26 protein-coding genes and 2 tRNA genes are annotated in these 26,229 nt (G+C 67.5%); 19 read left to right on the top strand and 9 right to left on the bottom strand.

Annotation, left to right across the window (positions count from 1 at the left end):
- The first annotated feature begins 19 nt into the window (after positions 1-19).
- The 5 genes from BLP62_RS04895 (at position 20) to BLP62_RS04875 (ending at position 3,673) form a co-directional block, all read left to right on the top strand.
- The gene (locus BLP62_RS04895; RefSeq protein ID WP_093006441.1) at positions 20-628 is read left to right on the top strand and encodes a helix-turn-helix domain-containing protein; all 609 of its coding nucleotides are present in this window, start codon (positions 20-22) and stop codon (positions 626-628) included.
- Positions 629-705: 77 nt separating this feature from the next.
- Complete coding sequence (locus BLP62_RS04890) at positions 706-1,353, top strand: DUF502 domain-containing protein (protein WP_093006439.1); 648 nt, start codon at positions 706-708, stop codon at positions 1,351-1,353.
- Between the two features lie 12 nt (positions 1,354-1,365).
- A complete protein-coding gene (locus BLP62_RS04885; protein WP_093006437.1) occupies positions 1,366-1,728 on the top strand; it encodes a hypothetical protein in 363 nt (120 codons plus the stop codon).
- Positions 1,725-2,408: a response regulator transcription factor gene (locus tag BLP62_RS04880; protein ID WP_093006435.1), complete on the top strand. Its 684-nt coding sequence runs from the start codon at positions 1,725-1,727 to the stop codon at positions 2,406-2,408. The genes BLP62_RS04885 and BLP62_RS04880 overlap by 4 nt, the downstream gene beginning before the upstream one ends.
- Before the next feature lie 5 nt (positions 2,409-2,413).
- Positions 2,414-3,673, top strand: a complete 1,260-nt coding sequence (locus BLP62_RS04875) for a HAMP domain-containing sensor histidine kinase (protein ID WP_093006433.1) — start codon at positions 2,414-2,416, stop codon at positions 3,671-3,673.
- Here the strand turns inward: BLP62_RS04875 and BLP62_RS04870 are convergent.
- The 5 genes from BLP62_RS04870 to BLP62_RS04850 are packed head-to-tail and all read right to left on the bottom strand — an operon-like array spanning position 3,670 to position 10,518.
- Positions 3,670-3,942, bottom strand: coding sequence for a M48 metallopeptidase family protein (locus tag BLP62_RS04870; RefSeq protein ID WP_241374142.1), 273 nt, complete (start codon positions 3,940-3,942; stop codon positions 3,670-3,672). The genes BLP62_RS04875 and BLP62_RS04870 overlap by 4 nt on opposite strands.
- 38 nt (positions 3,943-3,980) lie before the next feature.
- Positions 3,981-6,878 (bottom strand): type I restriction endonuclease subunit R, encoded by a 2,898-nt coding sequence (locus BLP62_RS04865; RefSeq protein WP_093006428.1) that lies wholly within the window; start codon positions 6,876-6,878, stop codon positions 3,981-3,983.
- A gap of 3 nt (positions 6,879-6,881) precedes the next feature.
- Positions 6,882-7,583 carry a transposase gene (locus BLP62_RS04860; RefSeq protein WP_093006426.1) on the bottom strand — a complete coding sequence of 234 codons (702 nt, stop codon included), beginning with the start codon at positions 7,581-7,583 and terminating at the stop codon, positions 6,882-6,884.
- Positions 7,580-8,935, bottom strand: a complete 1,356-nt coding sequence (locus tag BLP62_RS04855) for a restriction endonuclease subunit S (RefSeq protein ID WP_093006424.1) — start codon at positions 8,933-8,935, stop codon at positions 7,580-7,582. The genes BLP62_RS04860 and BLP62_RS04855 overlap by 4 nt, the downstream gene beginning before the upstream one ends.
- The gene (locus tag BLP62_RS04850; protein ID WP_093006422.1) at positions 8,932-10,518 is read right to left on the bottom strand and encodes a type I restriction-modification system subunit M; all 1,587 of its coding nucleotides are present in this window, start codon (positions 10,516-10,518) and stop codon (positions 8,932-8,934) included. The genes BLP62_RS04855 and BLP62_RS04850 overlap by 4 nt, the downstream gene beginning before the upstream one ends.
- A gap of 87 nt (positions 10,519-10,605) precedes the next feature.
- Here BLP62_RS04850 and BLP62_RS04845 point away from each other — a divergent pair, with 87 nt between their 5' ends.
- Genes BLP62_RS04845 through BLP62_RS04835 form a run of 3 tightly spaced genes read left to right on the top strand, consistent with a single transcriptional unit; the run spans position 10,606 to position 13,232 of the window.
- Entirely contained in the window at positions 10,606-11,316 is a 711-nt protein-coding gene (locus BLP62_RS04845; RefSeq protein ID WP_093006420.1) for a (Fe-S)-binding protein, read from the top strand.
- Entirely contained in the window at positions 11,306-12,694 is a 1,389-nt protein-coding gene (locus BLP62_RS04840; protein ID WP_093006405.1) for a LutB/LldF family L-lactate oxidation iron-sulfur protein, read from the top strand. Before BLP62_RS04845 ends, BLP62_RS04840 begins: the two co-directional genes overlap by 11 nt.
- A complete protein-coding gene (locus BLP62_RS04835) occupies positions 12,684-13,232 on the top strand; it encodes a LutC/YkgG family protein (protein ID WP_093006403.1) in 549 nt (182 codons plus the stop codon). Before BLP62_RS04840 ends, BLP62_RS04835 begins: the two co-directional genes overlap by 11 nt.
- Here the strand turns inward: BLP62_RS04835 and lepB are convergent.
- Together lepB and BLP62_RS04825 are read right to left on the bottom strand one after the other, a co-directional pair.
- Positions 13,224-14,030 carry a signal peptidase I gene (gene lepB, locus BLP62_RS04830; protein WP_093006401.1) on the bottom strand — a complete coding sequence of 269 codons (807 nt, stop codon included), beginning with the start codon at positions 14,028-14,030 and terminating at the stop codon, positions 13,224-13,226. The genes BLP62_RS04835 and lepB overlap by 9 nt on opposite strands.
- On the bottom strand, positions 14,027-14,779 hold the full coding sequence (locus tag BLP62_RS04825) for a patatin-like phospholipase family protein (RefSeq protein ID WP_093006399.1): 753 nt from the start codon (positions 14,777-14,779) through the stop codon (positions 14,027-14,029). Before BLP62_RS04825 ends, lepB begins: the two co-directional genes overlap by 4 nt.
- Positions 14,780-14,828: 49 nt before the next feature.
- On the opposite strand from BLP62_RS04825, the gene BLP62_RS04820 reads away from it, so the two are divergent.
- A complete protein-coding gene (locus BLP62_RS04820) occupies positions 14,829-15,602 on the top strand; it encodes a serine/threonine-protein kinase (protein ID WP_093006397.1) in 774 nt (257 codons plus the stop codon).
- On the opposite strand, the gene BLP62_RS04815 is transcribed toward BLP62_RS04820, so the two are convergent.
- Positions 15,599-16,693 (bottom strand): N-acetylmuramoyl-L-alanine amidase, encoded by a 1,095-nt coding sequence (locus BLP62_RS04815; protein ID WP_093006395.1) that lies wholly within the window; start codon positions 16,691-16,693, stop codon positions 15,599-15,601. The two genes, BLP62_RS04820 and BLP62_RS04815, sit on opposite strands and share 4 nt — an antisense overlap.
- A 49-nt stretch (positions 16,694-16,742) precedes the next feature.
- On the opposite strand from BLP62_RS04815, the gene BLP62_RS04810 reads away from it, so the two are divergent.
- Positions 16,743-17,159 (top strand): OsmC family protein, encoded by a 417-nt coding sequence (locus BLP62_RS04810; protein ID WP_093006393.1) that lies wholly within the window; start codon positions 16,743-16,745, stop codon positions 17,157-17,159.
- On the top strand, positions 17,160-17,918 hold the full coding sequence (locus BLP62_RS04805) for a type III pantothenate kinase (protein WP_093006391.1): 759 nt from the start codon (positions 17,160-17,162) through the stop codon (positions 17,916-17,918).
- On the opposite strand, the gene BLP62_RS04800 is transcribed toward BLP62_RS04805, so the two are convergent.
- Positions 17,881-18,246, bottom strand: a complete 366-nt coding sequence (locus BLP62_RS04800; RefSeq protein ID WP_093006389.1) for an SRA domain-containing endonuclease — start codon at positions 18,244-18,246, stop codon at positions 17,881-17,883. The genes BLP62_RS04805 and BLP62_RS04800 overlap by 38 nt on opposite strands.
- A 65-nt stretch (positions 18,247-18,311) precedes the next feature.
- Between BLP62_RS04800 and BLP62_RS04795 the strand changes: the two genes are divergently transcribed.
- The 8 genes from BLP62_RS04795 to BLP62_RS04755 all read left to right on the top strand — a co-directional run bounded on the left by BLP62_RS04795 (position 18,312) and on the right by BLP62_RS04755 (position 26,180).
- Positions 18,312-18,388, top strand: a tRNA-Asp gene (locus BLP62_RS04795).
- Between the two features lies 1 nt (position 18,389).
- Positions 18,390-18,465, top strand: a tRNA-Phe gene (locus tag BLP62_RS04790).
- Between the two features lie 144 nt (positions 18,466-18,609).
- The gene (locus BLP62_RS04785) at positions 18,610-20,292 is read left to right on the top strand and encodes a tetratricopeptide repeat protein (protein ID WP_093006387.1); all 1,683 of its coding nucleotides are present in this window, start codon (positions 18,610-18,612) and stop codon (positions 20,290-20,292) included.
- Between the two features lie 184 nt (positions 20,293-20,476).
- A complete protein-coding gene (locus BLP62_RS04780; protein WP_093006385.1) occupies positions 20,477-21,775 on the top strand; it encodes a S8 family peptidase in 1,299 nt (432 codons plus the stop codon).
- Positions 21,776-21,907: 132 nt separating this feature from the next.
- Positions 21,908-23,047 (top strand): hypothetical protein, encoded by a 1,140-nt coding sequence (locus BLP62_RS04775; RefSeq protein ID WP_093006383.1) that lies wholly within the window; start codon positions 21,908-21,910, stop codon positions 23,045-23,047.
- An 8-nt stretch (positions 23,048-23,055) separates the two neighbouring features.
- The gene (locus tag BLP62_RS04770) at positions 23,056-23,820 is read left to right on the top strand and encodes a LamG-like jellyroll fold domain-containing protein (protein ID WP_093006381.1); all 765 of its coding nucleotides are present in this window, start codon (positions 23,056-23,058) and stop codon (positions 23,818-23,820) included.
- Positions 23,821-23,833: 13 nt separating this feature from the next.
- The gene (locus tag BLP62_RS04765) at positions 23,834-25,072 is read left to right on the top strand and encodes an ArsR family transcriptional regulator (RefSeq protein ID WP_093006379.1); all 1,239 of its coding nucleotides are present in this window, start codon (positions 23,834-23,836) and stop codon (positions 25,070-25,072) included.
- Between the two features lie 361 nt (positions 25,073-25,433).
- Positions 25,434-26,180 (top strand): hypothetical protein, encoded by a 747-nt coding sequence (locus tag BLP62_RS04755; protein ID WP_093006377.1) that lies wholly within the window; start codon positions 25,434-25,436, stop codon positions 26,178-26,180.
- Positions 26,181-26,229: the final 49 nt, after the last annotated feature.

Below are 26,229 nucleotides of genomic sequence, written 5' to 3'. Positions count from 1 at the left end.
GGGGCAAGGAGGGCATGCCATGACCCAGGCTCGCGAAACGGTGACCTTCAAGCCCGGCGAGGTGATCCTCTACCCCGGGGTGCCGGGGCCCAGGGAACGGGCCTACCGGGTCCTAAAGGGCCTGGTGCGCCTCGAGGCGGTGGACGAAGAAGGCAACGCCCTCACCCTGCGCCTCGTCCGCCCCGGGGGCTTCTTCGGGGAGGAGGCCCTCTTCGGCCTGGAGCGGGGCTACTTCGCCGAGGCGGTGACGGAGGTGGTCCTGGAGGCTTTGCCCCAGGAGCCCTCCCCAGAGGTCTTCAAGGAGCTGGCCCAGCACCTGGCCCAGGCTCTGGCGGGGTCCTACCGCCGCATTGAGCGCCTGGCCACCCAAAGGCTCAAGAACCGCATGGCCGCGGCCCTCCTGGAGCTCGCGGAAACCCCCCTGGCCCAGGAGGAGGAGGGCGGGATCGTCCTCCACGCCACCCACGACGAGCTGGCCGCCGCCGTGGGGAGCGTGCGGGAAACCGTCACCAAGGTCATCGGGGAGCTCGCCCGGGAGGGGTACATCCGCTCGGGCTACGGCAAGATCCTCCTCAAGGACCTTAAAGGCCTCAAGGAGCTGGCCCAGGCCCGGGGGGAGGGCCGCTAAACGCACCCCTCGAGGCCACCCCGTGCCGGGCCCCCGCACGGGGTGGGGCAAGGGGGTCTTCCCGTAAACTGAAGGCCATGCGGCTCCGGCCACGCCTCCTCACCGGCCTCATCACCCTCCTGCCCCTTCTGGTCACCCTCTACTTCCTGGGCTGGGTCTACACCTACTCCGGAAGCTACATCCAAGCCTTTCTCCGCCTCCTGAACCTGGAGGTCCCCCAGGCCCTCGCGCCCTTCCTCCCCTTCGTGGGCCTCCTCCTGGCGGTGGCCCTCATCTACCTGGTGGGCACCCTGGCCGAGAACTACCTGGGCAGGAGGCTCCTCGCCTCCCTGGAGCGCTCCTTGCTCCTCTTCCCCATCGTGCGGGACATCTACAAGGCGGTGCAGCAGATCGCCCACACCCTCTTCGGCCACCAGGAGGTGAAGTTCAGCCGGGCGGCGGTGATTGAGTACCCCAGGCGTGGGCTTTACACCCTCTGCTTCGTGGTCCAGCCCGTGGGAAACCGCCTTCCCCCCCTGCCCGAGGGGTACACCGCCGTCCTCGTGCCCACGAGCCCCGTGCCCGCAAGCGGCATGGTGGTCCTGGTGCCCTCGGAGGAGGTCATCCCCCTGGACATCAGCGTGGAGGAGGCCTTGAAGTACGTGGTCTCCGCGGGCTTCCTCCTCCCGGAAAAAGGCCAAGGCGCCTTAACCTCCCTCCCACGAAAGGCCGAAAGGCCCTCCTAAAATGAGGGAAAGATGCGGCGCTTTCTTTCCCTCGCCCTCCTCCTCGCCCTGGCCCTGGCCGCCCTGCCCCCCCTCCTGGGGCCAAGCCTGCCCCCGGGCACGGAGCTCAGGCTCCTCTCCCCCGACCTCAAGACCCTCTACGGGGCCTGGCGGGTGGAGGGGAAACGGCTCCTCGCCCTTTCCCCCCCGGTGGCGCCCAAGGCGGGGCAGGAGGTCCAGCTCCTCGTGGCCCTGCCCGGGGAGAAGCCCCGGGCCTTCCCCGGGGTGGCCGAGCGGGGGGACGTGCTCCTGCCTTGGGAGAAGGAGCGGCTGAGCCTCCTCAGGCTCCTCAAGGAGGTCTACGGGCTCAACCCTCCGGAAAGGCTTTGGCCATGAAGCGCATCCTGCTCATAGAGGACGACCCCGAGGTGGCCCGGCTGGTGGAGCTGGAGCTGAAGGAGGCGGGCTTCCAGGTGGACTGGGCGGGAAGCGGCATGGAGGGCCTGGTGAAGCACCGGGAGAAGAAGCCCGACCTCGTGGTCCTGGACCTGGGCCTTCCGGACCTGGACGGGGCCGAGGTGGCCCGGAGGATCCGCGCCACCGACGACACCCCCATCCTGGTCCTCACGGCCCAAGACGCCGTGGACCGCAAGGTCTCCCTCCTCTCCGAGGGGGCGGACGACTACCTGGTGAAGCCCTTCCACCCCGCGGAGCTTTTGGCCCGCATCCAGGTGCAGCTTAGGCATAAGGAGGGGAGCGAGGTCCTCAGCGTGGGGAAGCTGGAGCTTTACCCTAAGCGGCGCCAGGTCTTCTTCGCCGAGCAGGAGGTGCGGCTTTCCCCCAAGGAGTTTGAGCTCCTCCAGCTCCTCATGAGCCGCCCGGGCCGGGTCTTCCCCCGGGAGGAGATTGAGGAGAGGATCTGGGGCAGGCCCCTGGGCCGGGAGTCCAACGTGCTGGACGTGCACGTGGCCAACCTCCGGGCCAAGCTGCGGGAGGCGGGGGCCTACGGCTACCTGCGCACGGTGCGGGGCCTGGGGTACGCGGTGCGCCCCGGCAAGCGGGAGGAAGAGGCCTAGGGCCCATGCCTCCCCTCTCCTTCCGCCTGAGGCTTTTCCTCTCCTTCGCCCTCCTCTGGCTCCTCTTCCTGGTGGGGGCCCTGTACCTGGCAGGCCGGGGGGTGGCGGGGGCCTTGCGGGGCCACCTCGAGGCCACCCTCCTCGAGGACGCTAAGAAGGCGGCGGAGGCCTACCGCAAGGGCCAGGCGGGCACCCTCCTCCCCACGGGAGGGGTCTACCTCCACCTCTATGCCGAAGACGGGGAGGCTTTGGTCCTCACCCGGGCCGACCACCGCCTACCGGAGGCGGCCTTGCGGGAGGCCAAGGAGACCCCCAAGGTGCTCTGGCAAAAAGGCTTCGCCGCCGCCCTGGTGCGCACCCCCCTGGGCCTCCTCGCCCTCACCCAGGACACCGCCCCCATTGACCTGGCCCTGGCCGCCCTGAGGCGGGCCCTCCTGGAGGCCTTCTTCCTCCTCTTCCCCTTGGGGACGGGGCTCGTCTACCTCACCGCCCGCCTGGCGGCGCGGCCCCTGGAGGAGGCGGCCAAGGCCGTCGCCGCCCGGAGCCCCGAGCGCCTGGACCCCATCCCCCTCACCCTCCCCCAGGACGAGTTCGGGCGCATGGTGGAGGCGGTGAACGCCCTCCTCCAGGCCCTCAAGGAGGCCAAGGAGCGGGAGAGGGCCTTCCTGGCGGAGGTGAGCCACGAGCTCAGGACCCCCCTCACGGTGCTCCTCGGCCACCTGGACCGCCTGCGGCGGAACCCCCAAGACCTCGAGGCCCTCGCCGCCGCCCAGAGGACCGCGGAGAGGATGCGCCGCCTGGTGGAGGACCTCCTGGCCCTGGCCCAGGGGGAGGCGGGCTTCCGCTTCAGCCCCCATATCGTGGACCTAGAGGCCCTGGGAAAAGAGGCCGCCCGGGAGTACGGGGTGGCCTTCCAGGGGGAGGCCTTGGAGGCGCTTGGGGACCCCGACCGCCTCTTGCAGATGCTGAGGAACCTCATCGCCAACGGGGTGCGGGCCGCAGGGAAGGAGGGGGTGCGGGTGAACCTCCGGCGGGAGGGAAACCACGCCCTCCTGGAGGTGGAGGACTCGGGGCCCGGCATCCCCCAAGACCTCCTCCCCCACCTCTTCCAGCGCTTCGCCCGGGGGCCCGGGGGGGGCACGGGGCTTGGGCTGGCCATCGCCCAGGCCATCGCCAAGGCCCACGGCGGGGAGATCCAGGTGGAAAGCCGCCCCGGGCGCACGGTCTTCAGGGTGCGGCTGCCCCTTCTGGAAGAGGAGGCCTAGCCCTCGAGGGCCAGGTACGCCCGAAGCAGCGCCCGGAAGAGGCGGCCGTGGTTTGGGACCTTGAGGTGCAGAAGCTCGTGCACGATCACCTCCCGGCGGAAGGCCGCGGGCTGGCGCAAAAGAGCGGCGCTAAAGGTGAGGCGCCCCCGGGAAGAGCAGCTCGCCCACTTGCGCCTCATGGGGCGGACGTGGATCTCCCGGATGCGGTCCTCCACCCCCATCCGGCGGGCCCAGGCCCAGACCTCGGCCACTAGGACGTCCCTAGCCACGGCTTCCCCTAAGGGGGCAAGGACGCCGGCGGCCTCCCTCATTCCGCCACCCTCCGAAGCAGGGCCAGAAGCTCGTTGACCCAACCCACCACCTCCCCCGCCGAGGCCTTCCCCAGGACCTTGTAAAGCTCCCGGCGCAGCTCGCGCTCCTGGGCGCCGCTATGCGCCCAGTGGGGGAAGGTCCGAAAGGGGGCCTCCACCTTGGCCGCCAGGTCCCGGGCCTCCTCAGGCGAAAGCCCCTTCTGCACCCGGAGCCACCAGGCCACGGCGAAGGCCTCCTTGGAGAGGGGGCTTTCCCGGCGCTCCTCCTCCGCCTCCTTAAGCTGGCGCACCAGCTCCTCCAGCTCGGCCAGGGCCTGCTGGCTGGAAAGCTGCCGCTCCTCAAACCGTCGGCGGATGGCCTCGGCCCGCTCGCCGATGGGAACGAGGTGCGGCTCCTCCTTGCCCTTGGCCTCCACCAGGCGGTAAAGCGCCGTCAGGAGGTTGAAGACCTTGACCGTGTCCGGCTTCTCCGCCCCCACCAGGGCCCAAAGGGTCTGCGCGTTGATCTCGTAGGTGGCCTCGGGCTCCCGCACCGCCCCGCCCGCCGTGTGCTTTTGCACGATCTCGGCGGTCTTGCGCAAAAAGGACTTGTCCACGGGCACATGGGGCTCGTAGGCGCTCCGCAACAGGCGGTACATCTCCAGGAGGCGCTGGTAATCCTCGAGGAACGGCCGCAAGAAGGGGTCGGGGGAAAGGATCTCGTACACCTCTTCCAGCTCGCGGATGTAGGCGTAAAAGGCCTCGCGCCGCCCTTTTTCCCGGAAGTGCTCCAAAACCGCCTCCACGGCCTTGTCCCCGCTTCTTTCGGCCAGCACCGGCAGAAACTCCTTCCGCGCCTTGGCCATCAGGTCCTCAAAACGCCTTTTGAGGACGTCTAGGTCTTCCACCACCCCTTCCACGTCCTGGGAGTCAAAGGCCAAGGCGCGCTCCAGGTGGTCAAAGATGCCCACGAAGTCCACGATGAGGCCGCTCGTCTTGCGGCGGCCCTCCTGGTCTTCGTAGGGGCGGTTCACCCGGGCGATGGCCTGCAGGAGGACGTGGTCGCGCATGGGCTTGTCCAGGTACATGGCGTAGAGGATGGGGGCGTCGTAGCCCGTGAGGAGCTTTTCCGTGACGATGAGGATCTTTGGGTTCTCGTCGGGCTTGCGGAAGGCCTTGCGCACCTGGGCCTCCTCCTCGTCGCTCAGGTGGTAGCGGCGCACGTGGGGCGGGTCGTTGTAGCCCCGGCTGATGACCACCTGGCTCATCTCCGGGGGAAGATGGCGGTCCAGGGCCTCCTTGTAGAGGCCGCAGGCTTCCCGGTCCACGGCCACCAGGAAGGCCTTGTAGCCCATGGGTTGCACGTACTTCTGGAAGTGCTCGGCCACGAAGGCGGCGATGCGCTGGACCCGCTCGGGGCTTTTGAGCATGTTCTTGAGGGTGACGGCCCGGTCCAGAACCCGGTTGATCTCCTCCACGTCGGCTACCCCCTCCAGCTCGGCCACGGCCCAGAACTCCCGCTCCATGGCCTCCCGGTCCACCAAAAGCTCGTTTGGGGCCATCTGGTAGTGGAGGGGCACGGTGGTGCCGTCCTCAATGGACTCCCGGATGGAGTACTTGTCCAGGTAGCCGCCGGGGTCGCCCCCGCCGAAGACCTTAAAGGTTCCCTTGCCGTGGGCGCTTTTATCAATGGGCGTTCCGGTGAAGCCGATGAAGGTGGCGTTGGGCAAGGCCCCCATCAGGTAGTTGCCCAGGTCGCCCCCCGTGGAGCGGTGGGCCTCGTCTATGAGGACGAAGATGTTTTCCCGGGTGTTGAGGCCTGCGTCCGCCTGGTCAAACTTGTGGATCATGGAGACGATCAGGCCCCGGGCGTCCTGCCTGAGAAGCCTCCGCAGGTCCTCTTTGCTTTGGGCCACGCGCACGCGGCTTAGGCCCACGGCCTCGAGGTTCTGGAAAAGCTGCTGCTGGAGCTCGTTGCGGTCCACGATCATGAGCACCGTGGGGTTCTGAAAACGGGGGTCCTCCAGGAGCTTCTTGGCCACGGTGATCATGGTGTAGGTCTTGCCCGAGCCCTGGGTGTGCCAGACGAGCCCCCGGCGCTTTTGCGGGTCCTGGGCGCGGGCCAAAACCTTGTCCACGGCCCGCATCTGGTGGGGCCTCAGCACCGCCTTGGAAAGCTCGCCGTCCTTGCGCACGAAGAGGATGTAATCGGTGAGGAGCCGCAGAACCCGCCGCGGCGCCACAAAGGCCTTGACCAGGGTCTCGTAGTCCCCCGCCTGCTCGTCCCGCCAGTTGAAGAGCATCTTGCGGGAGAGGTTCCAGGTGGGCCCGTAGAAGAACCGCACCAGGTGGGTGAGGGCGTGGAGCTGGGCCTGGGCCATGAGCTCGGGGGCCTCCTCGTGGTAGCGGCGAATCTGGTCCAGGGCCTCGGCGATGCCCTCTTCCCGGGTGGCCGCCTTGGTCTCCACCACGATCACCGGGAGGCCGTTCACCAGAAGGACCACGTCGGCGCGGATGCGGAAGCGGCCGTTGGAAAACTCAAACTCGTCGGTGACGTGGAAGGCGTTTTTCTCCGGGTGCTCCGGGTCCAAAAGCTTTAGGTTGCGTTCGCGCCTTTCCGCCTCCACGAAGACCGTCTTGAGGCCCTTGAGGTACTCCCAGGCCTCGAGGTTCCCCTCAATGTTGGGGCGCACGCCGAGAAGCCGGGCCATGACCTCCTCGGCCTTGGCCACCGAGTCCACCACCCCGGGGTTGAGGCGCTGCAACTGCTCCACCAGCACCCGCCGCAAAAAGGGCGAGCCCTCCCCACCCCTTAGGCGCAAGGCCTCCTCCCGGGGCAGGTAGGTCCAGCCCGCTTCCACCGCGTAGCGGATAAAGGGGTTTTGCACGCTCCCGCGCTCGCCGCCCAGGGACATGGCTCATCCTCCTTCCGCGAGTAGCGACCAGATGCTCCGCGCCAGCGGGTCATGTCCGGTGCGGTCAGGGTTGTACCTGTCCAGATGCCAGCGCAAAGGGTTTTCCAGAATATAGCGGCGAATGGCGTCCAAGGCACGCTCATTGCGAACGATGTGCTCGTAATAATTACGTTGCCAGACGGGTGCGCCAGGGGTGCCGCGCAGGGCGTTGATGCGCCGGGCGACCATGGATTTGAACGAACGAACGATGGCCCCCAAAGACCCCGGCGCCACGTTGTTGGGCGTGACCCCACCGGGCATGGTGCGCATGGTGGGCATGGTGCGCATGGTGGGCATGGTGCGCATGGTGGGCATGGTGCGCATGGTAGGGGCGCAGCGCCGCTGCGCCCCTACCACCCCGATCACCCCGACATCGGCCACACCCGTTTCCGTAATCCGCAGGATGCCGTGCACGTGGTTGGGCATGACCACAAATTCGTCCGCGTACAATTCCACGTACGGCCTCACCTGGGCGGTGCGAAACCATTCTTCCCACACAACCCGCCCAAACGCGTTCAGCCGCATTTCCCCGTCCTTCACCACGCCGAAAAGGTGCGCCCGTTCGTGGGTGACGATGGTGACGAAATACGCCCCCGGTTGGGTGTAATCGTACCCCTTCAGGCGAATGGAACGGCGATGGTGGCGCGTAGGGTCGTAGGGGGTCATGGCGTCCCTCCGGAGAGAGGTTCGGCAAACCGGGCCACGAACTCCGCCGGAAGCCGCCGCTTGGCGGTCATGAGGTCGTGCAGCAGCGTTTTAAAGAGCACCTCCAGCGCCGCCTTGCGCCCCTTCTCGGCGCGGATTTTCTCGTCCACCGCCTGCAGAATGCGGGTGATTTCGCGCTGCTCGGGGAGGGGTGGGAGGGGGATTTTTTCTTCAAGCACATCCCTATCGGTAACTGCTGGATAGCTGGAACCCCGCTGGTGTTCGGTTATGCGCGCAACAAATGGCTCATAGGAAACAGCATAAAAAAGGAAATCGTTATCAATTTGATGCTTACGAGGGCGGAGGACACAAAAGGCTGTAGAGCAAACTTGCTTATCAAACTCGGAAGTGATTTTTGCAATTCGCTTCAAATATGGGCGAACGGTCGCAAATATAACATCTCCAATCTCAACTTCCTTGCGTGCCCGGCTTGGTGCTTCTTTTCCATAGATGACCTGATAACCTACAATTGCCAATTGTTCATTACTCACTGACGATACATCAATGTATTTGAAGCGCTGATCAGGTGTCTTTCGCAGATCGATTTGCCGTGTTTTGTGCACCACCTCCCCCAACCGCACCACCCGCCAGTGCGCCGGGAGGGGGCCGATTTCGGTCTCCCGCACGGGCACGCGGTCGGCCTGGCCCGGGGGCACGGGGCCGTAGGTGAAAAGGTGGCGCATCAGGCTCTTCTTCAGCTCCCGCGCGGCGGCGATGACCCCCTCCGTGGCCTCCTTCGCCCGCTGCACCGCCCGCAAGACGTGGGCGATGGCCCGCTGTTCGGGAAGGGGCGGGAGGGGAATGGGAAACGCAGCCAGGCGTGTGCGAGATAGGTTAGGAATTGTGGTTTTGTTGCCCGTACCACCATACAGCCCAAGCAAAGTTAACGCAGCCTGAAACCAATACATGTAAAAATGCGGCTCAACGTTCTCAGCCTTTCGGCGCAATCGGTGGAGATGATTTTGGTAATAAATTTCCGAAGACTGGCATTCCCAAATAGCAGTGCGTCCTATTTCACCCCCTTCACACACCAGCAAATCGCCCTGCTGAAGGGCATATTTCTCTTCCTCCTCAGGTGTGAAGTCCATGTAATCAAGTGTGCTCAAGTCAATGTGCCCCCAGAGCACATTAGCTGTTCGTAAGAAGGGCCGAGGTCGGATGCCCTTATCCTTTTTCCTGGACAGGGCCTTTCCTTGTTGGATGTCAAACACCTTCCCCAGCCGCACCACCCGCCACTCCTCAGGCAGGGGGCCGAGCTCGGTCATGCGGTAGCCCTCGGGAAGCGCTTCGGAAAGCGTCAGGGCCTCGCTCATGCTCGGGGGGCCTCCAACCCCAAAGCGCGCAAGACCTCGGCCAGGGCCCGGTCGGCCTGGGCCCGCTCCTCCTCGGCCTCGCACAGGCGCACCACGGCCTCCTCCAGGGGTAGCACCTCCTCCTGGTGGTTGCCGGCCACGTAGCGGCTTGGGGAAAGGTTGTAGTCGTTGCGGGCGGCTTCTTCGTTGGTGATGACCGCCGAAAGCCCCTCCTCGGCCCGCCAGTCGCGGTAGAGGCGGGCGATGGTCTCCACGTGCTCCTCGGTCAGGTAGTTCTTGGGGCGGCCCTTGGCGAAAAGCCTAGAGGCGTTCACGAGCAGGATTTGCCCCGGGTGGCGCTTGCGGCGATTGACCACCAGGATGATGCCCGGGGCGGTGGTGTTGTAGAAGAGGTTTTCCGGGAGGAGCACCACCGCCTCAATGAGGTCCGCCTCCACGAAGGCCTTGCGGATGTCCCGCTCGCGGCTTGCGCCCTGGGCGCCGCTTCCCCGGCTCACGGCCCCCGTGTCCAGCACCACCGCCATGCGGCCGGTGTCGTTCAGGGAGGCCAGCATGTGCTGGAGCCAGCCCCAATCGGCGCTGGAGGAGGGAGGGACGCCGAAGCGGAAGCGGTCGTAGGGGTCGTTCTCGTAGACCTCGGCGGGGAAGCTCTGGTTCCACATGGGATTGGCGGTCACCAGGTCAAAGCGCAGAAGCCGCCCGGCGGCGTCGCGGAAGGCGGGGTTGCGCATGGTGTCCCCCAGGCGGATGTCGGCCTCCATGTCGTGGATGACGGCGTTCATGCGGGCCATGGCGAAGGTGGCAGGGTTGATCTCCTGGCCGAAAAGCCGCAAGGGGGCGTACTGGGAGGGCAGGCGCAGGTGGCCGTTCTCCCGCACCCCGTGGGTCTCCAGAAGGCGCAGGTGGCACTTGATGAGAAGCCCCCCGGAGCCGCAGGCGGGGTCGTAGACGGTCATGCCGGGCTCGGGCTCCAGAAGACGCGCCATCAGCACCGCCACCTCGCGGGGGGTGTAGAACTCGCCCGCGCTCTGCCCTTGGCCCTCGGCGAACTTGCGGAGGAGGTACTCGTAGGCCCGGCCCAGGATGTCGGGCTCCACGTCCTCGAGGCCAAGCCGATGGCGCGAAAGAACGTCCACCAGCCTGGCCAGGTACTCGTCGGGCACGATGCGCTGCCCGGCGGCGGTGGCGTTGAAGTCCACCATGTCAATCACGCCCTGCAGGCGGGGGTTTTCCCGGGCCACCGCCCGCACCGCCTCCGTCAGGTACTGGCCGAGGCCCGTGGCCCGTTGGCGGACGGCGGGCCAGCGGGCCTCCGGAGGGATGTAAAAGCGCACCACCCCCTTCCCCTGGCGGATGACCCCCTCCGCCCGCTCCGCCTCCACGATGGCCTCGGCGGCGGCCGGGCTTCCGTACTCCTCGGCAAGCCGGGATAGCTCGTCTTCAAAGACGTCGGAAAGCCGCTTGAGGAAGATGAGGGGCAGGATGTAGTCCTTGTACTTGGGCGCGTCCACGGGGCCACGGATGGCGCAGGCGGCGTCCCAAAGCCAGGCCTCCAGGGTCTGAATGTCCAGGCGTTCTCCCATCCTCACCCCGCTTGCGCTTTCGGGGGAAAACCCCCTCTGTTCGCTAGCCTCCATGATAGCAGGCGGCCTGGGGTATGCTGGGCACAAATGCGCGTGGCCCTCTTCATCACCTGCCTGGCGGACCAGTTCTACGCCGAGGCCGGGGTGGCGGCGGTGAGGCTCCTAAGGGCCCTCGGGGTGGAGGTGGACTTCCCCGAGGGCCAGACCTGCTGCGGCCAGCCCGCCTTCAACGCCGGGCACTGGGACGAGGCGAGGCCCCTCGCCAAAAGGACCCTGGAGGTCTTTGAGGAGGCGGAGTACGTGGTCCTGCCCTCGGGAAGCTGCGCCAGCATGGTGAAGAACCACTACCCCGAGCTCCTTCCCGGAAACCGGGAGGCTTTGGCCATGGCGGAGAAGACCTACGAGCTCTCCCAGTTCCTGGTGCGGGTCCTCGGGGTGGAAAAGCTCGGAGAGGGGCTTAAAGGGAGGAAGGTGGCCTACCACCACGGCTGCCACGCCTTAAGGGAACTCGGGGTGCGGGAGGAGCCCCTTCTCCTCCTGCAAAACGCCGGGGCCGAGGTCCTCCCCTGGGAGGCCTGGGAGGAGTGCTGCGGCTTCGGGGGGCTTTTCTCGGTGAAGCTCCCCGAGGTCTCCTTGGCCATGGCGGACCGGAAGCTCGCCACCTTGCCCGAGGCCGAGGTCCTCACCTCCACGGACGCAGGCTGCCTCCTCCACCTCTCGGGGCGCATGGGCAAGAAGGGCTTGGGGCTCAGGGTGGCGCCCCTCGCCACCCTGCTTTGGGAGGCGTATGCGGGCTAAGGCGAAGCTCTACCCCAAGGAGGCGGCAAGGCTTTTAAGGGAAAAGCCCGGGGTGCGGGAGGCGGTCACCGGGGCCACCCTCCACTTTGAAAGGAACCGCCTCAAGGCCTACGCCGAGGTCCCCATTGAGGAGTGGCGGGAAAGGGCCAAGGCGGTGAAGGACCACGTCCTCACCCACCTGGACCACTACCTGGAGCTCGCGGAAAGGCGCCTTCGGGAAAACGGGGTGCAGGTGCACTGGGCCGAAACCCCGGAGGACGCCCACCGGGTGCTCAGGGAGGTGGTGCATAGGCGCGGGGTGAAGCGGGCGGTGAAGGCCAAGAGCATGCTCACCGAGGAGCTCGGGGTGAACCCCCTCCTGGAGTCCCTAGGGGTGGAGGTCTACGAGACGGACCTCGGGGAGTACCTGATCCAGCTTTTAGGCGAGCCCCCGAGCCACATCGTGGGCCCCGCCATCCACCTCTCCCTGGGAGAAATCCAAAAGCTCTTCCACGCCCGCTTCGGCACCCCCCTGGACGCCTCCCCGGAGGCCCTGGCCCAGGTGGCCCGAAGGGTGCTGAGGGAAGCCTTCCTTTCCGCCGAGCTCGGCCTAAGCGGGGCGAACTTCCTGGTGGCGGAGACGGGCACCCTGGCCCTGATGGAGAACGAGGGGAACATAAGGCTTTCCACCTCCTTGCCCAAGGTGCACGTGGCCTTCGTGGGGATAGAGAAGCTCCTTCCCCGTTTTGCCGACCTCGCCCTCTTCCTCCCCTTAACCGCCCGGGCGGCCACGGGGCAGCGCCTTGCCACCTTCGTCTCCCTCATCCAGGGCCCCGCCAGGGAGGGGGAGGAAGGCCCCGAGGAGGTCCACGTGGTCCTGGTGGACCACGGGCGCACCGCCCTCCTCCATGACCTCGAGGCCTGGGAGACCCTGAGGTGCCTCCGCTGCGGGGCCTGCCTCAACGCCTGCCCCGTCTACCGCCAGACCGGGGGGCACCCCTACGGCTACGTCTACTCCGGCCCCATCGGGGCGGTCCTGGACCCAGGGCTCCTCACCCTGGAGGAGGCCTACCCCCTCCCCTACGCCTCCACCCTCTGCGGGGCCTGTTATGAAGCCTGCCCGGTGAAGATCCCCATCCCCAGGCTCCTCCTCACCTGGCGGCACCGGGCGGCGGAAGAGGGCCTCACCCCCTCGTGGGAACACGGGGCCATGCGGGCCTTCCGCAAGGTCATGGAAAGCCCCGCCCTCTACCGCCTCTTCTCCAAGGGCTTAAGGGGCCTTCCCCTCCCCCAGGACCTCCTCCCCCTCCTCAAGGCCTGGACGGAGGGAAGGGGCCCCTTAAGGCCAAGCCCCAAGCCCTTCCACGAGCTCTGGAAGGAGGTGGCGGATGGACGCTAGAACCCGCATCCTGGCCCGGGTGCGGCGGGCCCTGAGGGAGCGCCCCAAGGCCCTCCTCCCCGAGCACCCCCACCTCCTTCCCAAAGAGGACCCCTTGGCCCTCTTCTTAGATCGTCTCCGGGAAAACGGGGCCGAGGGGCACCTCCTGGACGAGGAAGGGGCCAGGGCCCTCCTCCAAGGGTTCCCCGGGGCGGCCTTCGGCCGGGGGGTGCCCGAGGCCTTCCGCCTCCTCCCCGAGCTTCCCCCGGAGGAGGCCCCCTTGGGGGTCTCCTGGGCCCTCTTCGCCGTGGCGGAGACGGGAAGCGTGGCCCTCTCGGGCGAGGACGGACGCAAGGCCCAGCTCCTCCCCCCCACCCACCTGGTCCTGGTGGAGGCGAAGAGGGTCTACGGGACCCTTCTGGAGGCCCTCCAGGACCTAAACGGGCTTCCCAGCGCCCTCGGCCTCCACTCCGGCCCCTCCAAGAGCGCGGACATCGGCCAGGTGATGGTGAAGGGGGTCCACGGCCCCGGGCGGCTCATCGTGGCGGTCCTACTCTAGCCGGTAGACCTCAGGGGGGGAAAGCCTGCGGAGGTTGAGGCGAAGCCCCCCCTCGTCCCGCACGAAAATCGGCCACCAGACGAAGCTCGCCCGCCCGGCGATGGCCTCCTTCGGCACGGGGCCGAAGGTGCGGGAGTCCTCCGAACCCCCTAAGGTGCGGTTATCCCCCATGACGAAGTAGTAGCCCTCCTTGAGCTTGATGCGGCCCACCTCGCAGGCCTCCTCGAGGCGGCTTCGCTCCAGCACCTCCTTGGAAGGGGGCAGGAGCATCTCCCTTAGGGGCCTCAGGTAGGCGGGCAAAAGCTCCACGGGAAAGTCCCCCTGCTGGGTGATGATCCGGGTCATGCGCCCGTCCTTGTAGCAGACCCCGGGGAAGGAGTCGGGCCAGGGGGCGAGGTGCTGGGTGATGTGGGTCTCCGGGAGGGGCACGCCGTTCACGTGCACCACGCCCCGCTCCACGTAGACCTCATCCCCCGGCACCGCCACGATGCGCTTGATGAAGAAGGCCCGGAAGGAAAACCCCAAGACGGGAAAGCGGGCCGTGGCGTAGGGGGTGCCCTCGGGGGGCTTGAGGATAGCGATCTCCCCCCGGCGCCACTCCTTGAGGCCAAAGCGTACCAGCCAGGTCTCCCACTTGGGCACCAGGACCCTTTCCCCGTTCCTCAAGGTGGGGAACATGCTCTGCCCCACCACCCCCACGGTGGTGAAGACGAAGGTGGTGACCAAGAAGGCCACCAAAAGGGCCTCCCCCACCTGGCGAAACCACTCCTTGAACAGGTATTCCCAAAAGGCCTTCATACCCCTCCCACTTTAGCAAGGGCCGCCCGCGCCGCCTGGCGGCCCGCCTCCACGATCTCCTCGAGGCGGCGGAAGTCCTCTATGCCCACCCCGGAGAGCCCAGGCCGCACGTACACCTCGGGGGCGTAAAGGGTGAGGCGCACCGCGGTGAGCTGGGCCTGCATCAGGTCCACCGCCCGCCGGGCCAGGGCGAGAAGCCCCCTTGGCGAAGCCTCCACGCCCCTTTCCGGGGTCACGTCCACGGCGTAGACCTCCTGGGCCCCAAGGAGCCGGGCCGCGTCCACGGGGAGGTTATCCAGGACCCCCCCGTCAAAGAAAAGCCGCCCCTCCCGCTCCACCGGGGCGAGGAGGCCCGGGTAGGCGGCGGAGGCCAGCACGGCGCTCGGCAGGTCCCCTTGGGTGAGGAAGGCGAGCTTCCCGGAGACCACGTCCACGGCGGTCACCGCGAGGGGCCGCTTGAGCTCGGCGAAGGTGGCGGGCAGGTGCTCGGCCAGGAAGTCCTTGAGCTTGCGCCGGGAGAAGATCCCCTCCCGGGGAGAGAGGCCCAAAAGGCCGAGCCAAGGGGTCTTGCGGGCGAGGTCCAGGATCTCCCCGGGGGCCTTCCCCGCGGCGAAAAGGGCCCCCACGATGGCCCCCATGCTGGTCCCCGCCACCACCTGGAAGTCCAGGCCCGCATCGAGGAAGACCTCCAAGGCCCCGATGTGGGCGAGGCCCCTCGCCCCGCCGCCGGAAAGCGCCAACCCGCGCACGGGAAAATCCTACCGGCTCCCGGGTGAAAGGGATGAGGGGGCCGGTATAGTGAGGGGGGTGAGCCTGGCGGGGAAGACCCTCCTTGAGCGCTACCGGGTGGTGCGCCCTTTGGGCCAGGGGGCCTTGGCCACGGTCTACCTGGCCTTTGACCCCTTCGGCACCCCCTACGCCCTCAAGCTCTTCCCCAAGGGGGCCGAGGCCCGGCGGGACCGGGAGCTTTGGGTGGGGAAAAGGCTTTCCCACCCCAACCTGAACCCGGTGCTGGAGGCTTTGGACCTGGAGGAAGGCCCCGCCCTCCTCCTGGCCTACGCCCCCGGGGAGGAGATGGGCCGCTGGATGCTCCGCCGCCCGGAGCGCCCCCAGGCCCTTTTCGTCTTCCGCCAGCTCCTTTCCGCCCTGGCCCACATGCACGAAAAGGGCCTGGTCCACCGGGACGTGAAGCCGGAAAACCTCATCGTGGCGGGGACCCTCGAGGCCCGCCTCGTGGACTTTGACCTCTCGGGGCCCGCCCTGGAGGCCTTCAAAAAGCCCCTCCGGGTGGGCACCCTCCCCTACCTGGCCCCCGAGCAGGTGCTGGGGCAAAGCCCAGGCCCGGAGGCCGATGTCTACGCCGCGGGGGTCATCCTCTACTGGGTCCTCTCCGGGGAGCACCCCTTCGTGGGGGCGCCGGAGGAGGTCCTCCTGGGCCACCTGCGGGAAGCGGTCCCCCCCTTGCCGGGCCTCGGCCAGGCGGAGCGGGCCTACCTGGAAAGGCTTCTGGCCAAGCGGCCGGAGGAACGCTTCCCCACGGCGAAGGAGGCCCTTAAGGCCTTCCCCTTCTAGCGGGCATAGGCCCCGTTGGCGAGGAAGGCCAGGATGCCTGCAAGAAGCCCCTGGGCCACCTTCTCCCGGTAGGCCGCCTCCGCCAGGCGCCTTCCCTCCGCCGGGTGGTCCCCGAAGCCGATCTCCACCAGGACCGCGGGCACCTTGGCGTAGCGGAGGACGAAGAGGTCCCCGGGAAAGCTTCCCCGGTAGGGGCTTCCCGTGGCCTGGGAGAGCTTCCGGCCCAGGGTCTCCGCCAGGCGCTGGCTGTAGCGCTGGTTGGCCTGGGCCACGATGTCCGTGAGGATGCGCTCCGCCACGCCCTTGGCCTCCTCCGTGAGGCGCTTGCCCACCTCCCCGCCGCCGTTTTCCCAGATCACCTGGGCGAGGACCCTGGGGTCTTGGCTGCGGCCGAAGTAAAAGGCCTCCACCCCCTGGGCGGTGCGGGTGGGGGAGGCGTTCACGTGGATGGAGATGAAAAGGTTCACCCGGGAGCTGTCCGCCATGGCCGCCCGCCGGGAGAGGTCCTCCCGTTTGTCGGGGGAGAGGTGGGCGTCCTTGTCCCGGGTGAGGCGGACCTCAATCCCCTCCCCCTCAAGGAGGCGCTTCAGGCGGAGGGCCACGTCCAGGACCACCTCCTTCTCCACCACGTAGCCCACCATCCCGGGGTCCACCCCCCCGTGCCCCGGGTCCAGGAGGACCACGGGCTTCGGGGGCTTGGGGGGCCGGCTTTGGGGGGGCGAGGGGGAGGAAGGGGGCGGAGGGGGCTTGGCCCCTTTGGGGCTCAGGTCCAGCACCAGGCGCTCGGGGTCGGGGTAGCGCTGGGCCTTCACCTCCACGGGGACCTTAAGGCGCACCAGGACCCGGGTCCCCCCCTTCTCGGGCACCACCTGCACCGAGGCCACCTCGGGGGAGTTCACCAGGAGGTCCTTGGCAGGAAGGGCGAGGCCCGGGAAGAAGAGAGCGAGGAGGCCTTCCCCTTCCTCGAGGCGGTAGGCCGCCCCGGGGGAGGGCAGGTCAAAGACCAGGCGGGTGAAGCCCTCGTGGACCCCCACCCGGGGGGAGGCCAGGGCCAGGCTCCACAGGCATAGGAGGCTCCAAAGCCAGCGCACCTAAGCCCCATTCTAGCGGCCCAGGTGAGGGCTTGGTAAAATCCGGCTCATGACGAAGAAGGTCGTGGTCCACCAGATCGTGGGGCATCGCTTCCTGGGCGTGAACGAAAAGGGGGACAAGGTGATGATTGACGGGGACGAGCCCTCCACCGGGCCCCGCCCCATGGAGCTCCTCCTCATGGCCCTCGGGGCCTGCACCGCCTACGACGTGGTGGACATCATGCGCAAGAAGAAGCAGCCCCTCGCCCGCTACCGGGTGGAGGTGGAGGGGGTGCGGGCCGAGACCCACCCCAAGCGCTACACCCACATCACCGTCACCCACATCGCCTCGGGGCCGGGGGTGACCCTCGAGGCCCTGGAAAGGGCCGTCCACCTCTCCCACACCAAGTACTGCTCCGTCTCCGCCAACCTCAACGCCGAGATCACCACCCGGGTCGTCCTGGAACCCTGGGAGGGGGAAGGCTAGATGCTCCTCGCGGTGGACATCGGCAACACCTCCACCGCCCTCGGCCTCTTCTCGGGGGAGCGCCTGGTGGCCCACTTCCGCATCCACACCGACCGGATGCGGATGGAAAGCGAGTACCGGGTGATCCTGAACAACCTCTTCGCCCTGGAAGGCCTCCCGCCTCCTAAGGCCGCCCTCCTCTCCAGCGTGGTCCCCCCGGTGGAGCGGGAGATGAAGCGGGCCATTGAAAGGCTCTTCGGGGTGGAGGCCCGGGTGGTGGAGGCGGCGGACACGGGCCTCGAGGTCCTCATAGACAACCCCAAGGAGGCCGGGGCCGACCGCCTGGTGAACGCCGTGGGGGCCCTGGCCTACCCTAGCCCCACGGGGCGCTACATCGTGGTGGACTTCGGCACCGCCACCACCTTTGACCTGGTGGAGGCGCCTAACCGCTACCTGGGCGGAGCCATCACCATCGGCCCCCAGACCGCGGCGGACGCCCTGGCCCAACGGACCGCCAAGCTTCCCCGCATAGACCTCACCCCGCCCAAGGGCGTGGTGGGCAAGAACACCCTCGAGGCCCTCCGCTCGGGCCTCGTCCTGGGGTACGCCGCCCTGGTGGAGGGGATGGTGCGCCGCTTCAAGGAGGAGGCCGGGGAGGCCCTGGTCATCGCCACTGGGGGCTTCGCCGAGACCTTAAAGCCCATCTGCCCCTCCTTTGACGTGGTGGACGAGGACCTCACCCTCAAGGGGCTTCTTCGCATCCACCTGGGGCGAGGGTGAACCAGTAGACCCACCGCCCCTCCTCCTCCAAGAGGGCGTACCGCCACCCCTCCACCCGGTAGCACCCCAGGTCGCGCCAGCGCCCCGGGGCCTCCCTGAGGAAAACCCGCAAGGGGGTGCCCTCCCGGTGCGCCAGGAGGAGCCTGAGGTTCCCCCCCACGGGCTCCTGGTGGCCCCGCCTCCCCTCCCCCATGTAGAGGATGCGCCCCTCTGGAAGGAAGAGGTTCCGGTACCCCGACTCCCCCCGGTCCACCAGGAGGCTTTGCCGCCCGATCCCCTTCCGGGTCCGGTGGTAGGCGAAGACCTCGCTCCAGGTCAAGCTTGACACCCGCCCTTCCCCCGGCTATCATCCTAGTTGCCCGGTCGGACGCCCCCGACCCGGCCTAAACCCAAGGCCCCGTGGTGTAGTTGGTTAACACACCCGCCTGTCACGTGGGAGATCGCGGGTTCGAGTCCCGTCGGGGCCGCCACGCCGAGGTAGCTCAGTTGGTAGAGCATGCGACTGAAAATCGCAGTGTCGGCGGTTCGATTCCGCCCCTCGGCACCAAGCCTGAAGGCTAAACTGCCCCCCACGCTTCCGTGGGGGGAAGTCCTTTTTACAGCCTAGAACCAGGCCTTCGGTTGCTTTCTGAAGGAAGCTCCCGTAAGGTCCGGGGCAAAAAGGTGACAGCAGAAGGGGTATACTGAAGGCGTGCTCCGAACCCTAGGGGGGCTGTTCTTGGAGAGCACCCCGTTCAGAAAGAAGAGGCCTCTTTTGCTCCTCGCCTATCTGGCCCTCGAGGGCCCCAAGGGACGCCGCCACCTGCAAGAACTCTTTTGGCCCCAAGCCCAAGACGCCGCCAACAGCCTCTCTGTGGCCCTCTCCCAGCTCAAGGGGGCGGGCGTGGAGGTTCAAGGAAAAGAGGTGCTGAGCACCGAGGTGGAGTGCGATGCCGTGCTTTTGAAGCGGGCCCTGGGGAAGGGGCACCTGGAGGAGGCCCGGGCCCTCTACCGGGGGCGGTTTTTGGAAGGGGCCGACGACGGGCTAGGAGAGGAGCTGGAAGAGTGGGTCTGGTCCACCCGGGAGGCCCTGGCGGAAGCCCTGCTGCGGGCTTACCGCAAGGAGGCAGAAAAGCACCAGGCCTTGGGTCTTGTGGAAGAAGGAGAAGCGCTTTGGCGATCCGCCCTCGCCCTCCCTGGGGTGGCCGAGGCGGCCAGCGAGGAACCCCCTCTAGGGGCGGAGCTTCTCCCAGAGAAGGTGCGCAAGGCCTTCTACGCCGTGGTTTGGACCGGTCCTGCCCAGGCAGCGGAGCTTTTGGGCGTGGAACCCTCCGATCTTGAGCTCCTTTGGCAAAAGGGCCTTCTGAACGCCCAGGGGCAACCCACCCTGAAGCCCCCCTTGACCCTCGAGGCCCGCAAGGTGGCCCTGGAGCTGGCGCGAAAGCTCCCGCTCCCCGAGGCGGTGGCCCTGTACCGGGCGGCCCTGCCCCTTTGGGAGCCCGAGGACCAATCAAGAGGGCGCAAGGCCTTGTTGGGCCAAGCCCGCCTCCAGATGGAGGACCAGCCGCAGGAAGCCCTGGAGTGGCTGGAAGCCTTGAGCCCCGACCCCGAGGTGCTTCTCCTGCGAGCCCGGGGCCTGGAACGGCTCGGGCGCTACCGGGAGGCCCGCGATCTCCTAGAGCAAGTGCCCGACAGCCCGGAAGCCAGCGCCTTAAGAGGCATCTTGTGCTTCCGCATGGGAGAGCGGGAAGAGGCCAGGCGGTACGCGGAAAAGGCCCTCTCAGGGGAAGCCTACAGCCAAGGGGAGGGATGGAACCTCCTGGGCCTTCTCCTCATGGGCGAAGGCCGCTTCCTGGAAGCCGCCGAGGCCTTTAGCCGCGCAGCGGTGCGCTTCCTGGTGGCTGGGGAAAGGACCCGCCACCTTGGGGCCCTGGGCAACCGGGCCGTGGCCTTGGCGGAACTGGGGAAGGGGGAGGAGGCGCTCCAAGAGGTCATGCGGGAAGCGGAAAGCTACCCTTTGCTCCAAGCCCGCCTCCTCTTGAACCTCGGGGTGGCCAAGGAGCGAAAAGGCCTCTTGGCGGAGGCGGAATCCCTTTACCAGGAAGCTTTGGGCCTGGCGCAAGGGATGGGGAACCTGGAGGCCGCGGGCCGGGCCCTCAACAACCTAGGGGCCCTTTACCACCGGCAAGGGCTGCGGGCGCTGGCGGAGGAAGCCTACCAAAAGGCCCTGGACCTGGCCCAAGCCGCTAGGGAACACCTTCTCTTGGCCACCGTCTTGGCCAACCGGGCGGAGCTTCTCGGAGACCGGGCCTCTTTAGAGGAGGCCGTCCGGGTGCTGGAGGAGGCGGGACACCACTTTCTGGCCGCCCGGTACCGCGCCCGGCTCCAAGGCTAACCCTGTTTTCGCAACATGGGACACCCCGGCTAGGAGGGAGGCTTTTGGAGGCTTCCGCCCTGGCTAAAGCCAGAGGAGGATACTTGGCGTTCAGGGTCCGTTCACCCCTTCCGGACTAACCTGTTCCCATGCCCCTTAGCCTGTGGGATCTTGACGGCTACTCCTTCCCCGCGGAGGTGCAAGTATGAAAAAGCTTCTTTGGCTCGCCCTTGGCTTGCTAGCGGCGTGTGGCCCTGGGCCCGCCAGCGTGGGGCTATCCCCCCAACGGGCCCTGGTGGGGGAAGAGGTCACCGCCACCCTAAGGGGGGTGGGCCCGGAGGGGACCCGGGTGGAGGTGGAAGGCGTTCGGGCGGAGGTGGTGCGGGTCCAGGGAAGTGCCCTGGTCTTCCGGGTCCCCCCCGTGCCGGGCGGGCCTCGGAAGGTGCGCTTCTTCACCTCCCGCGGGATGCTGGAGTCCAACCTGGGGGTCCTGGGCCAGGTGGACCTAAGCCGTGTTCTCCTCCGCCTGCCCCTCGGCCAAAGGCCCACGCTTCCCCCGGGCTTCACCCTTCTCGCCCTCGAGGACCTCTCGGGGTGCGGCTTCGCCCTGGCGGAGCTGGGATTCGGCGGCGAGGCCTTGGGCCGCGCCCTGGAAGAGCTGGAAGCCCTAGACCCCTCCTACAAGGCCGATCCGGAAAGCCTCTGGAGCTTTGACAGCTGGGGAGGGGAGGCCATAGGCGCCCAGGCCGCCCGGGAACGGGGGCACTCCGGTAGGGGGGTCCAGGTGGCCGTGCTGGACACGGGGGTGGACGCCGCCCTTCCCCAGCTTCCCGGCTACGACTTCGTGGAAAACGACCCCATACCCCAAGACGCCTTTCCCGGCGGCCACGGCACCGGGGTCGCGGGCCTGGTGAAGGAGGTGGCTCCGGAGGCCGGGATCGTCCCGGTGCGGGTCTGCGACGAGAACGGGGTCTGCCGGGCGAGCCGGGTGGTGCGGGGGGTGTGCTGGGTGGTGCAACACCGCCAGGGGCCCACCGTGCTCAACCTGAGCCTGGGGGGCGACACCCCGGTGGAGGCCTTGAAGCTCGCCCTGCAAGCCGCCCTGGGCCAGGGCATCCCCGTGGCCGCCGCCGCGGGCAACCAGGGAAACCAGGGAAGCCCGGCCCACTACCCCGCCGCCTTTGACCTCCCGGGGCTGGTGGCGGTGGGCGCCTTAGACCGAAGCCTAAGCCCCGCCCCTTACAGCACCCGCGGGGCCTATGTGGACCTGGCCGCCCCGGGCACCGCCTTGGAGTGCGTGACCCCGGGGGGCGGGCAGGGCCAGTGCACCGGCACCTCCTTCGCCGCCCCCCTGGTGGCCGGGGCCATGGCCCTTTGGCTTTCCGCCCAGCCGGGCCTCACCCCCGCCCAGCTCCAGGGAAACCTAGAGCAGTACGCGAGGCCCCTGCCCTTTGCCCCCCAGGAGGTGGGTAAGGGGATGGTGGACCTTTCCCAGAAGCCCTGAGGGCCCCTCCCTTCTTCCACCCCCGCCCGGTGCGGGGGTGTTCCGGTTCAGGGGGCGTTCAGGGAGAATTAATCCCCCCTTTGCTACCCTGCCGCTCGAGGTCCCCGAAGAAGACCTCAAAGGAGGACGAAGATGCGCAAGCCCTGGCTTTTGGGAACCCTCGGCCTTCTGGTGGCCCTGCTGGCGGGCTGCGGCGGGCAGACCGGGTCCACTCCTCTAGAGGGAATGCCCCAGGCCGAGGACAACCTCCGCATGGCGGTGCTGCCCTTGGCCGAGGAAAGTGAGGCACTTTTTAGCGATCTGATGCCTGCTAGCCTGACTCCCCAAGCCGAGCTTACCCGGGCCATCACCGTGGTCCAGGATACCGAGGGCCTCAGCCTGATCGTCTCGCCCAAGGGGTGGCACCCCTCACAAGACCCAAGTAGCCTTACCAACCGCCCGTTGGCCATAACCATCCGGTGTACCAGCGACGGTCACTGCCGGGTCTGGCTGGGAGGGCTCAGTGGCGACGAGCAGCAGGGGTACCGGATGACCTGGTACGGGGGCAAGGACGGAAACGGGCGGCGGCTTTCCCGTTCGGTCACCGCAGATGTAGGGTGGGGTGGCCCATACATACAACCCCCACCGGATGGGTTCTTGTATAGCTGGAAACGGGTGAATGGGATGATCTTCATTTGGGATTTACTAATGCTTAACAGCCCGCCATTTTACCTCACCCACATCACCGCCGCTTTCCCCTCCGACCTGGACGGAGAAGCCTTGAACGGCACCCTGGACACCACTCCTTTCGCGGAGCGCCTTCGTCAGGCCTGTTGCGCCCTGCCCAAGCCCTTTGAAGTGGAATGGCCCCCGGCCATCCTGCTCCGGGAGGACGTGGCCGTAGCCTTCCTGCCCTACCAGAACCCCAAACTCCGAGAAGCCCGCTCCATTGAAGAGTTGGTGGGGGAGCCCCTAGGCATCGCCTACTGGCGCCAGGCAGATAGTGGGGCCAAGCTGACCAAGGCCGACGCCGCCCGGATCATGGAAGTCAAGCTCGTACGGGAGGAACCGGACTGGGTTCTGGTGGCCACTAACCTCAGCAACCCCGCAGACGTGGTCCGCTTCCGCGTGGGAGAGGTGGGATGGTGTGACGGTTGCTTCGGGCAGGATCCCCCTCCAGGGCGGCCCATCCCCCGTTACCTGGGCATAGAGGACCGGCTCCAGGCCCCTCCGGTGCTGCACTTGCAGGTGGGGCCTTTGGAGCTGCGAGGCATTGAAAAGAAGATCCGCTGAGGTGCCCCATGGTTCGCTATACCCTCTGGCTCATTCCGGCTCTAGCCCTTTTCCTGGCCTCCTGCAGCGGCCCCAATCTGGTCTGCACCACGCCCACCTGCCCGGTGGCCCACTGGCCCCTGAACGAGGCTCCCGGGGCCACCCAGGTCCAGGACGTGGTGGCCAGCCCCGTCTTCAACACCGGGACGCCCAAGCCCGGGCCTGTGGCAGCCTGGCCCGGCTTCTCCGGGCCCAGCACGGTTAATGGGCAATCCGGCGGGGCCTTCTACTTCCCGGGCAACGGGGCCACCTGGGTGGAGGTGCCCTCCACCCCCGACCTCAACCTCTCCTACGGGAGCCTCTACCTGGAGGCCTACGTGGCCCCGGTGCAGTGTGGGGCCGGGGCCTACTACCCCGTCCTGGACAAGTGGGACCAAGTGGGCGCGAACGGGTACACCCTCTACCTGGAGGGCGTGGGCCCGGGGCAGGTGCGGGCGGCCTTGAGGCTCGGCGGGGGGACCTTTGCCTCCACCCAGACCTTCCCGGCCAACTTCCAGCCTCCCTCCACGGGCACCTGGACCAAGGTGGCGGTCAAGGTGGACGGGACGAGCGGCGCCTTCTACATAAACGGGAACCTCGCGGGCACCTTCACCGCCCCCTCCGGGAGCACCAGCAACGCCCTATCCCTCTGGATCGGGGCCCTGCACACCGCCCCCACGGGCCTTTACCACTGCGAGATCGCCCTGGACGAGCTGAAGGTGGGGAAGGTGAACCCCAACTTCAGCACCCAGTGAGGAGGAAAGCACGATGCGCCCTTGGCCTTTTCTGCCCCTTCTCGCCCTCCTCGCCGCGTGCGGGGGCAGCGGCATCCAGACCCTGAACGTGACCCTGGTGGACGGAATCGGAGAACCCCTTCAGCCCCTGGCCGCAGCCTGGCGGATGGGCCCTCCCCCCTCCTCTTCGGGCATGCCCTGGAACGCCCTGCCCACGGGCCAGTCCAGCTGGTCCCTCCCCATCCCCGCGGGGGCCCGCTTCCAGGTGGCCTTCCGCTGCCCCAGCGTCGGCGGTGCCGATTTCTACGTGAGCCTGGACCTGATGCGGAGCGAGCTGGGAAGCAACCTGATGGTGCGCTGCCCCGTAGCCCACGCCAGCCCCACCACAACGGTGAGTGGGAGCGTCTCCCAGGCTCTCACCCCGGGGACCGCCTTCTCGGCCTGGGGGACGGCGGGCTTCGCAGGAGGGAGCTTCGCCGGGCTCACCGCACCCACAGGGCCAGGGCGGGAGGTAGCGGTCTTCGGGGATAGCGGGGGCACCCCCTACTTCGGCCGCACGGGCCCCGTCAGCATCCCGCCCACCGCGGTTTCCGTCCCCGTAAGCCCCACGAACACCCTCAGCCTCACCACCCCGGCGGGCTTCTCCTCCTACGCCGGCCTCGTTCTCTCCACCTTCGTCCCGGTGGACCTGGTGAACTGGACGGGAACGGGAAGCCCCCAGCCCGTGGCCCGGCCCAGTTCCCTATTCGGCGGGGACCTCTTCCAGTTCTGGACCTGTAACGGCTCTAGCTGCGCCATCCTGCGCAAGGACGCGAGCGACCCCTCGGTGGCTCCGTCAGCCTCCCTCAACCTTTCCGTGCCTCCCTTAAGCCTCTCCGGCACCCAGAGCCACACCGCAAGCGCCCTGCCCACCTTCAGCAACATCGCCTCGGGAGGGTTTAGCCCAGGCCTCAGCTTCCTGGGCTACGCCCTCTTCCTGGGGGAACCTGGGGTGCGCTACTGGCGGCACTTCCTGAGCGCCGGGGCCCTGGGAAGCGCCACGGGCTACTACGTGGACGTGGAGCAGGCCCCGGGCTTCGCTGGCGTGGTGCCCACGCCGGGAAGCAGCGTCCAGCTCCGGGCCACCGCCTTCGCCGGGGACCAGCCCCTAAGCGCCCTCCTCGCCGCCCGGCCCATCCCAACGGAGACCTTCGCCGCGCACAGCCTCTTCCTGGACCGGATGTGGCCCGTGCACCTCGAGGCTGCCCTCCTCCAGAGCACCTTTACCTGGTAGCGGGGGATTAACGACCAAGCCCTCGGGGCTTACCCGAGGGCTTGGGGGTTTTAGGGGTGGTGGGCGGCGTAGGACTTGAACCTACGACCTCTCGCGTGTGAGGCAAGCCCAGAACCCCCGTCATCTTCCGTTTTTCCCCTTCCAGACGCGGTTTTCTCCAATAGCACTCCCTGGAATTTACTCCGATAACCGGCCATTTCCGGGGTGATAGACCGGCTGATAAACCGGCTGGCCGTAGAGTCGTTCTAGGAAACATTGAGGAGGCCGGGCGGCCTCGAGGTGGCCCCTCTCCGGGGGCTCCACGGCCACCCTATGCCCCTCTGTACCCGTAAAACCCCGCACAAGGGCGTATCATGGAGGCATGGACCATTCCGAGGCTTGGCGTAGGTGGAACGCCTGGCGCTATGTTCTCCGCGCCGTGGAGCAAATAGCGCCGGAAGCCTTGGAGGACCTGGCCAGGCTGGTGCCCTTATACCGCGAAGCCGCCCCTCACATGGACCGCCCCGGCTGGTACATCTACGACTGGGAATCCCTGGAGGAGGCCATAGAAACTCTGGAGGGCATACCCGGCTATGAAGAAGACTTCTTAGCGAAACTCAGGGACTTACGGGAAGCGCTTCTCACTTGGGGCCATAAGTGGAGCTTGCTACACCCTGAGCCCCTGGGGTGGGCCACGGAAAACCTTCGGTTGTGGGCCAAGGTCCCCGACTTTGCGGGCAAACCGATGGTCTACACCGGCCCAATGGTGGACATTCCACCGCTACCCCCCTTCCGCCCACCGGAGTTTTCGCCCCCGGTATACGGGGCTGAGAAATCCTCCTGGCCCGAGATAGAGAAGGGCCTTCGCCAAGCCTTTGAGTCCTGGCTGGGCGAGTGCCGGGCCCTCTATGAGGAATGGGCCCTTCCCCACCGTGAACTGCAAAAGCATGCCCGGTGGTGGGTAGCCCACCGGGTGAAGGGGTGGAGCCTTCGCACCCTGACCAAGAGGGCGCGGCTGGAAGGACTGGTGGACAGGGAGGGGCGCGTCCTTCTTGAGGAAGCCGCCCCGAGCGCGATTGCCAAGGCCATTGCAAACCTGGATAGGACGCTGGGACTGGTGCCGGACTGAGCTTGTGCCATCCGGCACTTATGTTCACCTGAGCCACCCCGTTTTTAGG

It is taken from the genome of Thermus arciformis (assembly GCF_900102145.1).
GTDB lineage: Bacteria > Deinococcota > Deinococci > Deinococcales > Thermaceae > Thermus > Thermus arciformis.
Note: the sequence above shows the minus strand (reverse complement) of the source record. Positions and strands in the feature narration are given on the sequence as shown.

What these genes read in the sequence shown, in the direction of transcription:
- BLP62_RS04895 (WP_093006441.1), top strand. Translation starts at nt 20, where the DNA reads ATGACCCAGGCTCGCGAAACGGTGACCTTCAAGCCCGGCGAGGTGATC.
- BLP62_RS04890 (WP_093006439.1), top strand. Translation starts at nt 706, where the DNA reads ATGCGGCTCCGGCCACGCCTCCTCACCGGCCTCATCACCCTCCTGCCC.
- BLP62_RS04885 (WP_093006437.1), top strand. Translation starts at nt 1,366, where the DNA reads ATGCGGCGCTTTCTTTCCCTCGCCCTCCTCCTCGCCCTGGCCCTGGCC.
- BLP62_RS04880 (WP_093006435.1), top strand. Translation starts at nt 1,725, where the DNA reads ATGAAGCGCATCCTGCTCATAGAGGACGACCCCGAGGTGGCCCGGCTG.
- BLP62_RS04875 (WP_093006433.1), top strand. Translation starts at nt 2,414, where the DNA reads ATGCCTCCCCTCTCCTTCCGCCTGAGGCTTTTCCTCTCCTTCGCCCTC.
- BLP62_RS04865 (WP_093006428.1), bottom strand. Translation starts at nt 6,878, where the DNA reads ATGTCCCTGGGCGGCGAGCGCGGGAGCGTGCAAAACCCCTTTATCCGC.
- BLP62_RS04860 (WP_093006426.1), bottom strand. Translation starts at nt 7,583, where the DNA reads ATGACCCCCTACGACCCTACGCGCCACCATCGCCGTTCCATTCGCCTG.
- BLP62_RS04855 (WP_093006424.1), bottom strand. Translation starts at nt 8,935, where the DNA reads ATGAGCGAGGCCCTGACGCTTTCCGAAGCGCTTCCCGAGGGCTACCGC.
- BLP62_RS04850 (WP_093006422.1), bottom strand. Translation starts at nt 10,518, where the DNA reads ATGGGAGAACGCCTGGACATTCAGACCCTGGAGGCCTGGCTTTGGGAC.
- BLP62_RS04845 (WP_093006420.1), top strand. Translation starts at nt 10,606, where the DNA reads ATGCGCGTGGCCCTCTTCATCACCTGCCTGGCGGACCAGTTCTACGCC.
- BLP62_RS04840 (WP_093006405.1), top strand. Translation starts at nt 11,306, where the DNA reads ATGCGGGCTAAGGCGAAGCTCTACCCCAAGGAGGCGGCAAGGCTTTTA.
- BLP62_RS04835 (WP_093006403.1), top strand. Translation starts at nt 12,684, where the DNA reads ATGGACGCTAGAACCCGCATCCTGGCCCGGGTGCGGCGGGCCCTGAGG.
- lepB (WP_093006401.1), bottom strand. Translation starts at nt 14,030, where the DNA reads ATGAAGGCCTTTTGGGAATACCTGTTCAAGGAGTGGTTTCGCCAGGTG.
- BLP62_RS04810 (WP_093006393.1), top strand. Translation starts at nt 16,743, where the DNA reads ATGACGAAGAAGGTCGTGGTCCACCAGATCGTGGGGCATCGCTTCCTG.
- BLP62_RS04805 (WP_093006391.1), top strand. Translation starts at nt 17,160, where the DNA reads ATGCTCCTCGCGGTGGACATCGGCAACACCTCCACCGCCCTCGGCCTC.
- BLP62_RS04780 (WP_093006385.1), top strand. Translation starts at nt 20,477, where the DNA reads ATGAAAAAGCTTCTTTGGCTCGCCCTTGGCTTGCTAGCGGCGTGTGGC.
- BLP62_RS04775 (WP_093006383.1), top strand. Translation starts at nt 21,908, where the DNA reads ATGCGCAAGCCCTGGCTTTTGGGAACCCTCGGCCTTCTGGTGGCCCTG.
- BLP62_RS04770 (WP_093006381.1), top strand. Translation starts at nt 23,056, where the DNA reads ATGGTTCGCTATACCCTCTGGCTCATTCCGGCTCTAGCCCTTTTCCTG.
- BLP62_RS04765 (WP_093006379.1), top strand. Translation starts at nt 23,834, where the DNA reads ATGCGCCCTTGGCCTTTTCTGCCCCTTCTCGCCCTCCTCGCCGCGTGC.
- BLP62_RS04755 (WP_093006377.1), top strand. Translation starts at nt 25,434, where the DNA reads ATGGACCATTCCGAGGCTTGGCGTAGGTGGAACGCCTGGCGCTATGTT.